The 11,401-nt window shown below is 62.4% G+C and carries 10 protein-coding genes; 1 reads left to right on the top strand and 9 read right to left on the bottom strand.

Annotation, left to right across the window (positions count from 1 at the left end; all coding sequences use genetic code 11):
• Positions 1-72: 72 nt before the first annotated feature.
• Positions 73-657, bottom strand: coding sequence for a lipocalin family protein (locus EBMC1_RS12165; RefSeq protein WP_231292917.1), 585 nt, complete (start codon positions 655-657; stop codon positions 73-75).
• Between the two features lie 84 nt (positions 658-741).
• On the opposite strand from EBMC1_RS12165, the gene EBMC1_RS12170 reads away from it, so the two are divergent.
• The gene (locus tag EBMC1_RS12170) at positions 742-1,926 is read left to right on the top strand and encodes a beta-galactosidase (RefSeq protein WP_231292922.1); all 1,185 of its coding nucleotides are present in this window, start codon (positions 742-744) and stop codon (positions 1,924-1,926) included.
• 27 nt (positions 1,927-1,953) lie between these two features.
• On the opposite strand, the gene EBMC1_RS12175 is transcribed toward EBMC1_RS12170, so the two are convergent.
• The 8 genes from EBMC1_RS12175 to EBMC1_RS12210 all read right to left on the bottom strand — a co-directional run bounded on the left by EBMC1_RS12175 (position 1,954) and on the right by EBMC1_RS12210 (position 11,225).
• Positions 1,954-3,435: a glycerol kinase gene (locus EBMC1_RS12175; protein ID WP_003047019.1), complete on the bottom strand. Its 1,482-nt coding sequence runs from the start codon at positions 3,433-3,435 to the stop codon at positions 1,954-1,956.
• A 15-nt stretch (positions 3,436-3,450) separates the two neighbouring features.
• A complete protein-coding gene (locus tag EBMC1_RS12180; protein ID WP_003047022.1) occupies positions 3,451-4,050 on the bottom strand; it encodes a 3,4-dihydroxy-2-butanone-4-phosphate synthase in 600 nt (199 codons plus the stop codon).
• On the bottom strand, positions 4,050-4,631 hold the full coding sequence (locus EBMC1_RS12185) for an NADPH-dependent FMN reductase (protein ID WP_003047024.1): 582 nt from the start codon (positions 4,629-4,631) through the stop codon (positions 4,050-4,052). Before EBMC1_RS12185 ends, EBMC1_RS12180 begins: the two co-directional genes overlap by 1 nt.
• Positions 4,622-6,109, bottom strand: a complete 1,488-nt coding sequence (locus EBMC1_RS12190) for a glycerol-3-phosphate dehydrogenase (RefSeq protein ID WP_003047028.1) — start codon at positions 6,107-6,109, stop codon at positions 4,622-4,624. The genes EBMC1_RS12185 and EBMC1_RS12190 overlap by 10 nt, the downstream gene beginning before the upstream one ends.
• A 17-nt stretch (positions 6,110-6,126) precedes the next feature.
• Complete coding sequence (locus EBMC1_RS12195; protein ID WP_003047034.1) at positions 6,127-7,215, bottom strand: LLM class flavin-dependent oxidoreductase; 1,089 nt, start codon at positions 7,213-7,215, stop codon at positions 6,127-6,129.
• 79 nt (positions 7,216-7,294) lie between these two features.
• The gene (locus EBMC1_RS12200; RefSeq protein ID WP_040590226.1) at positions 7,295-8,209 is read right to left on the bottom strand and encodes an aldo/keto reductase; all 915 of its coding nucleotides are present in this window, start codon (positions 8,207-8,209) and stop codon (positions 7,295-7,297) included.
• The gene (locus tag EBMC1_RS12205; protein ID WP_003047041.1) at positions 8,206-9,219 is read right to left on the bottom strand and encodes a LacI family DNA-binding transcriptional regulator; all 1,014 of its coding nucleotides are present in this window, start codon (positions 9,217-9,219) and stop codon (positions 8,206-8,208) included. The genes EBMC1_RS12200 and EBMC1_RS12205 overlap by 4 nt, the downstream gene beginning before the upstream one ends.
• Positions 9,216-11,225 (bottom strand): alpha-glucosidase, encoded by a 2,010-nt coding sequence (locus EBMC1_RS12210; RefSeq protein WP_003047044.1) that lies wholly within the window; start codon positions 11,223-11,225, stop codon positions 9,216-9,218. Before EBMC1_RS12210 ends, EBMC1_RS12205 begins: the two co-directional genes overlap by 4 nt.
• Positions 11,226-11,401 lie beyond the last annotated feature (176 nt).

Genomic DNA, 11,401 nt, shown 5'->3' on the forward strand with positions numbered 1-11,401 from the left:
CCATCGACATACCGGCCCGCGGCAAACCGCCTCCGCCGCGCGTCCGCATTCGCGGCGCATACGCTTTCGCGATCAATGCCGTGTCATGCGAACAAGCGTCCAGTCGTAGCCGAGTTGCTTCACCCGCTCCTCGAGCCCGCGCAAAAGCTCAGATGAGGGCTTTTCGGCGCGAGTGAGCGCCCACAGATAGCGCCCCGAGGGCTCACCCACGATCGACCATTCATAGTCGTCGCCATGATCGAGCACCCAGTAATCCCCATAAAAGGGTCCGAAGAAGGAAACTTTGAGCTTGGCGTTGGTCGCCCGATCCGCAATCTTCGCTCTTCCGGTGGACTGCTTGAGCTTTCCGTCAAGTCCGCCCTTACGGCCGCGATTGACGACCTTTACTGTGCCATCGGCATTGAGCGAATAATCCGCGGTAACCACCTCGAAGCCTTTCTGGAACGACGCTTCGTAGCGGAATTGCTCATACCAGCGCCCCATATAACGCTGCAGGTCGACAGATTTTACAGGCTCGGGAACCGCGCGATTGCCTACCGGCCCCGGCCGCGGAATTGCGCTGCATGCCGCGAGCGTCACGACGATTGCGACCGAAGCCAGGATCCCGATCTTTCGCATGCGAACTCCATTCAATAAGCGGGGGGAGCTACGCGCCAACCCGCCTTTGGTTGCAAATCTCCCCGGCGGTTTGGTAGGTGGCAAGCTGACGGTTCCTCTGCCCTAATCTATCAGCCGAAGAATATCGCCGGCGCGCCATTCGGCGGGGCCGATCTCGACGCGGTCGGATGGGACAGTTACCCGCTCGGATTTCTTGAGTCTTTCCGCTTTTCGGATGCTGGGAAGCTTGCTTACGCACGCCAAGGCCATCCCGACATCGCAGCTTTTCATCATGATCTGTATCGCGGATGTGCGGCGAATGGCCGGTGGTGGGTCTTGGAGCAGCAGCCAGGGCCGGTAAACTGGGCGCGGCATAATCCGGCGCCCATGGCCGGTATGGTTCGACTCTGGACGTTGGAAGCAATGGCCCATGGCGCTGAACTGGTTAGCTATTTTCGCTGGCGACAGGCGCCGTTTGGGCAGGAACAATTGCACGCCGGCCTGCTCCGACCCGACGATGAATCCGCTCCAGTACTGGGCGAAGTCGAGACGGTCGCGCGCGAGATTGGCGATCTGGGGCCTCTGGGCTCGGGCCCCCGCCAGGTTGCCCTGATATTTTCCTATGAGGCCGACTGGGTGACGAGCATTCAACCGCAAGGCGCCGGTTTGTCAGCGCTTTGGGCAGCTTTCGATTTTTACTCGGGGCTTCGCCAAATGGGACTGAACGTCGATATCGTCCATCCCTCCGCATCGCTCGACGGCTACGAGCTTTGCGTTATTCCCTGCCTGCCGATCGTGTCCGACGTGCTGCTGCGGAATCTGGAGAAGTTCTGTGGGCAAGTCGTGGTCGGACCCCGTTCGGGCAGTCGGGGTACTGATTTTGCAATTCCCGACGGGCTTCCGCCCGGCGCGTTGTTTCCCGGCAAAGTCTCGCGGATCGAGAGTCTGCGGCCCGGATTAGCCCATGAAGGTGATGGGTGGCGGATTGAACAGTGGTTGGAACATCTAGAAACCGACGCTGAGCCTGAGCTGGTGGCTGCGGACGGGACTACCGCCAGCTGGAGAGCAGGTAGCATCCGCTATCTTGGTGCCTGGCCGACGCCGGACATCGTTCGCGCGCTCCTCGGTCTCGCCGTCCTTGACACCAATCTAAGCACGCACAACTTGCCAGAAGGTCTGCGACTTCGGCAGGCGGGCGACCATATTTTTGCGTTTAATTACGGGAATGAATCTTGCGACGTTCCGCCAAGCATCCCGGAATGTGTCGTGCTGGGCGATCGCAAGATTATTCCGGCCGGGGTTGCAGTCTACAAGAATGTCCTAAACTAGTCTTCTGGTTATCGTCCTGATCTTAGGCTACGCGACAAGACCGTGCCACTCACCGAGCCGCACACAGCGCCCTTCGCTGCTCATCGCCCGGTCGAAACGGTCCACATCGCCGCACATCTCGGCGGCCTCAGTCAATGACGCAAAGCGTCCGATACCGATAGCGGCCAGCATCGCGGCACCGCGGGCGGTCGTCTCCACGTCGTGAGGGCGTTCGACGCGAAGGTCGAGGATGTCCGCAATATCCTGCGCCACCCAATCATTGGCACTCATGCCGCCGTCGATCCGCAGCCTGTTCCAATGGCATCCATCGCCCGCAAACGCCGATTTGAGGTCGTGCAGTTGGTGAGCAATCGATTCTAGTGCAGCGCGCGCAATCTCAGCGCGTCCCGTCGCATGAGTCAGCCCCGCGATGATGCCGCGCGCCTCGGGACGCCAATAGGGGGCGCCAAGCCCGGACAGCGCGGGAACTATGGTCACACCGCCGCTGTTCGCTACCGATCGCGCCAGCGCTTCGGTCTCGGAAGCGTCACGTATAATCCCGAGCTTGTCCCGGAGCCATTGGACAAGGCTGCCCGCGACGAAGATCGAACCCTCGAGCGCGTAACTACGTCGACCACCGACCTGCGCCAGTACGGTGCCAAGCAGGCGGTTGGCGCTTCGTACCGGCCGGTCGCCGGTATGGCAGAGCACAAATGCACCCGTACCAAGCGTCGCTTTTGCCGCACCCTCGGCGAGGCATGCCTGACCGAGCATCGCACCTTGCTGGTCGCCGACGAGCCCGCAGATCGGGATCGGCCGACCAAATATAGCAGCACGGGTCTTGCCAATCTCTCCCGCCGAATCGACGATTTCCGGAAGCATAGCGTGCGGAATATCGAAAAGCGTCAGCAAGTCGTCATCCCATTGGCCGCTTTCCAGATTCATCAGCATGGTGCGCGATGCGTTGCTCGCATCGCTGATGTGAAGGCCACCCGTCAGCGTCCATACCAGCCAGCTTTCGACGGTCCCCACCGCGAGCCGCGGACCGAGCGCGCGCGCTTCAGGATTGTTCGCGAGCAGCCAGCCGATCTTTGTGGCGGAAAAATAGGGATCGAGCACGAGGCCACTCCGCGCCGTTACCAAAGGCTGGTGGCCCGCCGCGCGAAGTTCCTCGCAGCGCGACGCGGTCCGGCGATCCTGCCAGACGATTGCGCGGCCGACAGGCTCGCCGCTGGACCGGTCCCAAGCAACGATCGTCTCGCGCTGGTTCGTAATCCCGATGGCCGCTATGCGATCGGCCCCGCCCGCGTGCTGCACCATTGCGCGGGCGCAGCCGATGCTGCGATCGCGAATTTCCGCTGCGTCATGCTCGACCCATCCGGGGGCGGGATAATATTGAGTGAGCTCGGCGCGCGACATGGCGCGGCAGCCCCCGCCATCGTCGTAGAGCATTGCGCGGGTCGATGTCGTACCCGCGTCGAGTACGAGAAAAAGCCGCTCGCCCACCTCGTCTGCACCTTTCATCGCCATACCCGCCCTGAACCGCTATGAGCCAAGACGGTCCAGCAGAGCGCCAATGTCGGCGACGGGGATCGCGTGCCGGGTAACCAGGGCGTCCAGATCTTCAATCCGCGCCATCTCGCCATCGTCCCGCATGATCGAACAGATGACCGCCATGTCGCCAGCACCGGCGAGCTTGCAAAGTTCGATCGACGCCTCGACTGCTGCCGCCCGCTCTCGCACGCCCCCCGGCGCGGCGATGAGCGGGAAGACATGGCCAGGCGAAACGAGATCGTCCCCGGTTGATTCGGATGCCATAGCAACACGGATGGTCTGTGTGCGATCGGCGGCGGAGATGCCGGTGCTCACGCCGGCGCGCGCTTCGATCGACCGACCGAAGGGACGCCCCGACTGTCGTTCGGCTCCAGGATTGATTAGGCTGATGCCCAATTTGACCGCCCGTTCGGGGCGCATCGCCAGACAGATGAGGCCGCGGCCGTAGCTGGCCATGAAATTGACGGCGTCGGCGGTCACGTAGCGCGCCGCAATCGCGAAATCGATATCCCCGCCGCGCAGGCGGTCGCCGGTAATGATGATCATGCGGCCCTGCGCAAGGGCTTCGACCGCTTGCTCGATTCCCGACATCAGGCGGCCCTTCGCGCGGCTGCAAAACTGCTTGCGCCCGACACCAGCTGGTCGGCGACGAGCTCAAGCTGGAGCCGCGCGCGATCCTCGAGGCATTCGCCGTCAGGCGAAAAGAGGCCGCGATAGGTCCGGATGGTCGCCCCCATCGGCGTCGGCCAGCCGCGCAACGCGTGAACGATGCTGCGCAGAGTCTGCATCGTGCTCATCGTTGCCTGATCGCCATAGGCCGTCGCGATCAGGCCAACCGCCCGTCCATCAAGATAGGGTCGCACGTCGCCAGCCAAATCCTCGAGATAATCGAGTGCATTTTTCACAAGTCCCGAAATCGTCCCGTGATAGCCGGGCGCCGCGATCAAAATCCCGTCAGCCTTGCGTACCGCCTCGACGAGTTTCGCTCCGTCGTCGGGACGGTGCAGCGGACCGCGATAATGGGGCAATGCGCCAAGGTAGCTGCCGCCGAACAGATCGACGTGCGCGCCCTGCGCCATTGCGCGTGCGGCAGCAACGCCGAGCGCCTGCTCCGTGCCGCTGATCGGCGATACGGTGCCGCCAATGGCGACAATGTTGATACTCACGCGCATCCCCTTTCGTCAAAAACGGACGCGATCAAGCCCTGCGCCGATGGGCCCAGATGCAATCCCAGCTTGCTGCGCCGCCACAAGAGATCGTCGGCTGTCCGGCACCATTCCTGTTCGACGAGATATGCGATTTCGCGGTCGGTGAGGCCGCAACCATAGTGCCGCCCGCATTGATCGAGGCGCGAAGCGCCGTCGAAAATATTGGCCGCCCGCGTACCATAGCTACGGATGAGACGTTCGGCCCATGGCTGCTCAAGGAAGGCGAAGCGGGCGCGTAATGCCTCGACCGCAGCATCGAAGCCATCGAGGGCAAAGTCGCCCCCCGGCAGTGGCACCTCCCCCGTCCAGCCCTCCGACGCCAGAAATGGCAGCCGGGGCGAAAGACGGTCGACAGCCTCTTCGGCAAGACGGCGATAGGTCGTGATCTTGCCGCCATAGACCGAGAGCAGTGCGGGTCCCTCTTGCTCGTCTGACAGCGCCAATTTATAACCGCGCGTGGCGGCTTCGGGCTGCCCGGATCCATCGTCGACAAGCGGCCGCACCCCTGCATAGCTCCAAACGACATCGTTTGGCGTAATCGGGCGGCGAAAGAATCGGTTGGCGCCTTCGCACAGATAGACAATCTCTTCGGCCGAGGGATGTATATCGGCAAGGCCGACCGCATGATCGCGATCGGTGGTGCCGATTAGTGTAAAATCACCTTCATAAGGAATGGCGAAGAATATCCGGCCGTCGGGGAGCTGGAAAAAATAGCTGTAATCATGGTCGAAAAGTTTGCGCACGACGATGTGCGAGCCGCGGACGAGCCGCACCCGCCGCTCAGCCGCCGCTCCACCGAGCCCGGCGACACCCATCACGGCTGGCCCCGCGGCGTTGACGATCGCGCGGGCGCAAAAGCGACCACTCGTCGTCTCGATCGTCCAATGATCACCGTTGCGGCGGAAACCTGTGACGCGGCAGCGGGTCCGCACCTCGGCGCCGCGGTCGGCCGCGTCGCGCGCGTTGAGGACGACGAGCCGGGCATCATCGACCCAGCAGTCGGAATAGGCAAAGCCTTGCGTTAGCCCGTCCTGAAGCGGCAGACCTGCTACATGGCCAGCAAGGCGGAGCGTTTCGGTCGCTGGCAGCCGCTTTCGCCCACCGATATGATCGTAAAGAAAAAGCCCTGTTCGAAGCAGCCAGCGCGGACGCAGACCTTCTACATGCGGCAGCACAAAGCGCATCGGGCGCACGATATGCGGGGCAATCGCCCAGAGGCGTTCGCGCTCCGAAAGCGATTCGCGGACCAAACCGAATTCATAATGCTCCAGATAGCGAAGCCCGCCGTGGATCAGCTTGGTCGAGGCGGAGGATGTTCCGCTAGCCAGATCATTGGCTTCGAGCAGCAGGACGCGCGCGCCGCGTCCCGCCGCATCGCGCGCGATGCCGCAGCCGTTCACGCCGCCGCCGATGATGGCGATATCGAACATGTCGACAGACATTCGCGCGCCTGTCGTTCCTAGAAGGTGAGCGGTGCGTGCGCGATGTGCGGGAGCACGTGGCGCGCGAACAGATCGGCTTCCTGCACGTGCGGATAACCCGACAGAATGAACGCCTCGATCCCCTCGGCCTGATAGGCGCGGAGCTTAGCGAGCACCTGGTCGGGGGTTCCGACGATCGCGGCACCGCAGCCCGAGCGCGCGCGACCAATTCCAGTCCACAGATTTTCTTCGACAAAACCGTCGCCGTCCGCGGCACTTCGCAGCTCGGCCTGCCGCTGGACCCCGTAATTTTTGGCGTCGAGCGACTTCTCGCGAATCGCGGTCCCGGTAACCTCGTCGAGTTTGGAAAGCAGGCGATCTGCGTAGCGACGCGCCTCTTCCTCAGTCTCGCGGACGATAACGTGCACGCGATAGCCGAACTTCAACGTGCGCCCGTATCGCGCTGCGCGTTCGCGCATATCGGCGATCGTTTCGCGCACCTTGTCCATCGTATCCGGCCACATCAGATAGACGTCGCAACCCTCAGCCGCGCATTCGCGCGCCTCATGACTCAGCCCACCAAAATAGAAGGGCGGACATTTGCCGGAAAGCGTCGTGATCCGTGGCGGTTCGAGCTTCAGTTGATAGAATTCGCCATGGTGATCAAGCGCCTCGCCATTTAGTAGCGTGCGCACGATCTTCATCACCTCGGTCGCGCGCGCATAACGCGGTCCACCGGCGAGCTGCTGGCCGGGCATGTCCGACGAGATTACATTGACATTAAGCCGTCCGCGGGTGCCGGTCGCATCGGGACCAAGAATGCGGTCGAGCGTTGCAATTCGCCGCGCAAGCTGCGGGGGCCAATCCTCACCGATGCGCGTCGCCCATAGCAGTTTCATTCGCTGCACTTGGGTCGCGACGGCTGCGGCAAAGACGGTCGTATCCAACCCAAGTTGGTATCCTGAAGGCAGCAGGATATTGTCGAACCCGCCCTCTTCAGCGCGCAGGACAATGTTGCGGCAATGCTCCCAGCTCGACCGCAAATAGGGGTCGGAAACACCCAGAAATTCATAATCATCGTCGCACAGCGCCGAAAACCAGGCGATTTCGCATTGCTGCTGGATCATAATCTTTCCTCTTTCCGCCCTGCGCACGCGTTTGCGTCGCAGGGTCTTGTCCGGTCCCGCGTGACCCGCCCTTCCATCTTCAGGGCAGCGGCGCGCCGCGGGCTGCCACCAACACTTCATACCATTCGGCCCGCGTCCAACGCACGTCGAGCGCCTTTGCAGTCTCGCCAATTCGTTCGGCACGCTGCGATCCTGCGATCGGTACGATCCCCGCGGGATGCGCCATCAACCAGCTGTATGCGGCAAGCTCGCGCGAAACATTCTGCGCCTCGGCAACGCTGTCCAGCGCAGCCGCAACCGCCTTTTCACGATCGGTGTTCGGCGCTAGCAGCCGTCCGCCGCCAAGCGGCGACCAAGCCAGAGCGATCAGGCCCAAGGTCATGGCGCGGTCGAGCTCGCCGTTTTCGAAACAATCGATGCGTAGCGGACTGATTTCGGGCTGCGTTGAAACAATCTTGTTACCCAGGAAGCCGTTCAGCGCGTCGGTCTGCGCGAGCGTAAAATTGGATACGCCGAGCGTCCGGATCTTGCCGGTAGCGACTGCATCGTCGAGCGCCCGCGCCACTTCTTGCGGGTGCGCCAGAATGTCGGGGCGATGGATCTGCCACAGATCGACATGGTCGGTCCGCAGCCGCCGCAGCGACGCGTCGATCGCCTCGGCAAGATAGGCAGGGCTTTGGTCGTAGGGTAGCGGCGGACGGATGCCTCCCTTGGTAGCCAATATCATGCGGTCGCGCAGCGATGGTTCGGTCACCAATACCTCGCCGAGCAACGCTTCCGCATCGCCGAAGCCGTCGACGCCATCGAAACCATAGATATCGGCGGTGTCGAGCAGGTTGATCCCCGCATCGAGTGCTGCATGAACCAGACGGGCCGCTTCGGCCGCCGTGCGTCCATTCTCGGCAAGCCGCCACATCCCCCACGCAATAGGAAAGACGGATAGGCCGCTGGCTCCAAGCGGACGCGAGGCAGGCGGGGCGGGCAATAGGCTCATATGTTGATCCTGGCTGGTGGAACGACCGAAGCACGCTCGACGAGGGTATGAGGAAGACGGTGATGGCTGATGTCGCCACCTTCGATCAGGATGCGCGTCGCGGTGCGCGCCAGTTCGGCCATCGGCTGGTGAATGGTCGTGAGTGGCGGCCATACGGTGCGCGACAAGGTTGTGTCGTCGAAGCCCGCGACCGAAAGCTCGGATGGCAAGTCGATACCGCGATCGTGCGCGACCGCGAGAACCCCGGCGGCCATATCGTCGTTCGCGGCAAAAATCGCGGTCGGCGGGTTATCGAGCCCGAGCAGGAAACGCCCCGCGGCGACCCCGCTGTCAAAGTCGAACTCGCCGTCGCAGACAAGGCCGGGTTCGAACGGGATGCCCGCACGGTCGAGCGCCCGCCGATAGCCGTAGAGCCGATCGTCCGAGGCGCGGTGGCTCGGATGCCCCTTGATGAAGCCGATCCGGCGATGCCCTACGTTGATAAGATGCGTCGTCATGTCATCGGCGGCCTGCGCATCGTCCATGAACACCGAGCTGGTGAGCGAATGGTTGGTTCCCGGCGAAATGCGAACGAACGGAATATCGAGTGTCTCGAGCGCGGCGAGAACCGGTTCGCAGTCGGTGACCGGCGAAGACAGAATGATGCCGTCGACATGCGTTTCGGTGACGAGGCCACGTACCTGATCGCCAACCCGCGGGTCGGCGACATCGACCGGCTGCGCAAGCAGCCGGATGCCGCGCTCCTTGCAAAGCTGCCAGCAGCCGGTCTGAATCTGGAACATATAATAGGGGCTGTGATTGTCGTAGATCAGCGCAATCTGGTTCGACTTGGCGCCCGACAGGATTCGCGCTGCGACGCTGGGCCGAAAATCGAGTTCGGCCATCGCGTTCTCGACGCGTCGACGCGTATCCTCGCTGACATAGGGGTGACCGTTGAGCACGCGGCTCACTGTCTTGACCGCAACGCCCGCCTTGGCCGCCACATCCCGGATATTCGCCCGCTCGCTCATTGTCCCAACACCTCCGTTAGCCGACCGAACAGCGGCGCGAAGGTGCTGCCGGGCCGGTAGAATACCGGTGGCATGCCGATAGGTGCAGAGATTCGATGGATACCGGGCGCAAAATCCTCACCCGTCCAGCAATGGCGCCACGGTCCTTCCCCCGGAAGGATGGCGCGACGCTCCTCGACTCCCTCCTCGACGACCGGCGCCACCAAGAGATCGGCACCGTAAAGAAATTGATCCTGCACCGTAAAGAGCGCGGGGTCGTCTGGGTAATGAAGGAAGAGCGGACGCTGGGCGGGGAGGCCATGTTTTTCGGCCTCGTCGCACAAATGCCGCACATAAGGCGCAAGATGCGCGTGAACGCGGCTCCAGCGTGCAAAACAGGCGAGCAGTTCCGGCGTCGAATCAAATTGAAGATTGTCGTCAGGGCGATTGCCTTCATGGCTGCGCATAACGGGCGCAAAAGCGCCAAGTTCACACCAACGCTGCATCAGCTCCGTGCTCCGGACATTGCCATGGAGCGAGGTATAGCCGCCACAATCCGAATGGCTGTAGGCATTGCCGACGAGCCCTGCGGACGGAGCGCCAGTAATCACCGTGCCGATGCCGTCGTGGCGGGTAAAGTCGACGCTCTGATCGCCAGCCCAGAGTAGCGGACAATGCGCCTGAACTCCCGAAAATCCTGCACGCATGAAAAAGAGCGCCTCGCCGGTCTTATCCCGCGACGCCACCGCTTGTGCGTTCACTGCAGCCCAGAGCAGCGGCCAGCGGTTATGCGCCTCCATCGGGTCCGACCCGTCGGCGAGCCGCACATCAGTCGGCAGATATTCGCCGAAATCTGCCATCCATCCGGCGATGCCGATATCGAGCATTTCGCGACCCAGAATATGCTCGGCAAACCAGTCGCGCGTTTCGGCGCGGGTGAAATCGAGAATAGCGCAATCAAACTCACCAAAATCGACGAGATAAACCTCCTCGCCATCTTGACGCATGCAAAAATGACCATCGGCCTTCGCCTGTTCGTACAGCGTCCCGTCAACTGCAAGATACGGGTTCGCATAGGCAAGAAAACGGATGCCGCGTTCGGCGAGCGCGCCAATACGGGCACGGAGGTCCGGATAGCGCTGCTCGCTGCGCACTCCGGCCGTCCAGTCCCAGAAAAGACGGCGACCAAAGCTCGTCTCGCGAACGCCCGCCCAATCCTCGCACCAGAGCGCCGTTATGACCGCGCCCGCGTCGATAAAGCGCTCCATCCGGTCGAAGCTCGATGCCCCCGATTTCAAGCCGAGGATCGCGCCGCGAATAGCCCAGTCGGGCAGCGGCGGCTGACGTCCGAACCGCGTCGATAACGCGGCGACCAGCGCCGCCGGACCGTCGGCGGTAAAAAGTTCAAAATGCGCCTCGGATCCCCAGCTTTCGATGCGGTGCGCCTGCTCATCGGTGAAATCGAGCACGCAATATCCGAAATTGTCCAGATGAACGGCGAGCCACCGCGACGTCAGAAATGTCGGTTGGGGATAATTGCTGGTCCAATAGTCGCCGCCGGCCATGCCTTCGGCGTCCATGATGCGCGTAAGCTCGGTCGTCTTGTCGCGCCCGACCCCCGGCTCGCTCGTCCATATTGGAAAGCGGCGGCCTGCGAGCATCAGATAGCTCATCTGCTCGCCGCCGCCCCACACCGCCTCCCCGGCTTCGGCATGGAAACGGGTCGTGATCCGATCATAACCGGCGAGAAGCGCTTCTACCCGCAACCATCCAGCCCCGCAGCGGAGCCGGACCGCCGGCTCGCCCGCATGGATCAGCAACAAATCCGCCCCCTCGGCGCGCCATTCCGCAGGAGCAAGATGGTCGCCGGGCTGATCATCGATCTGGAAATTGCCGCGATACATGGTGATCGACGGCGCGCCGCGCGCGATGACCACCGCAGGACAGTCGCGCGTGTGCCGCAATAGCAGATGCGCGCCAAAATGAAGCTCGAATCCGTCTCCATGCTCGGAAAATCGCAATTTCACGCTTCAATCCCTCTCGCCGTGGGATTTTTGAACCACAATTTCCAGCGCGCCGCAAGTCTTATATGACACCGCTTGACATACCGGCGTGACGAGCGCATCTGGAGCGATGAAACAAGAGGCTCATTACGCGCGTCCGGGCAACCGACCGCAGAAATGCGCCCAGAATCGATCACGGG

Origin of the sequence: Sphingopyxis sp. MC1, from assembly GCF_000371385.1 — a bacterium.
In the GTDB taxonomy this organism is placed as follows: Bacteria; Pseudomonadota; Alphaproteobacteria; order Sphingomonadales; family Sphingomonadaceae; genus Sphingopyxis; species Sphingopyxis terrae.

Excerpts from the sequence above, each read along its gene's own strand:
- EBMC1_RS12180 (WP_003047022.1), bottom strand. The coding sequence starts at position 4,050 with ATGTCGGGAATCGAGCAAGCGGTCGAAGCCCTTGCGCAGGGCCGCATG.
- EBMC1_RS12190 (WP_003047028.1), bottom strand. The coding sequence starts at position 6,109 with ATGTCTGTCGACATGTTCGATATCGCCATCATCGGCGGCGGCGTGAAC.
- EBMC1_RS12205 (WP_003047041.1), bottom strand. The coding sequence starts at position 9,219 with ATGAGCGAGCGGGCGAATATCCGGGATGTGGCGGCCAAGGCGGGCGTT.
- EBMC1_RS12185 (WP_003047024.1), bottom strand. The coding sequence starts at position 4,631 with ATGCGCGTGAGTATCAACATTGTCGCCATTGGCGGCACCGTATCGCCG.
- EBMC1_RS12195 (WP_003047034.1), bottom strand. The coding sequence starts at position 7,215 with ATGATCCAGCAGCAATGCGAAATCGCCTGGTTTTCGGCGCTGTGCGAC.
- EBMC1_RS12175 (WP_003047019.1), bottom strand. The coding sequence starts at position 3,435 with ATGGCGATGAAAGGTGCAGACGAGGTGGGCGAGCGGCTTTTTCTCGTA.
- EBMC1_RS12200 (WP_040590226.1), bottom strand. The coding sequence starts at position 8,209 with ATGAGCCTATTGCCCGCCCCGCCTGCCTCGCGTCCGCTTGGAGCCAGC.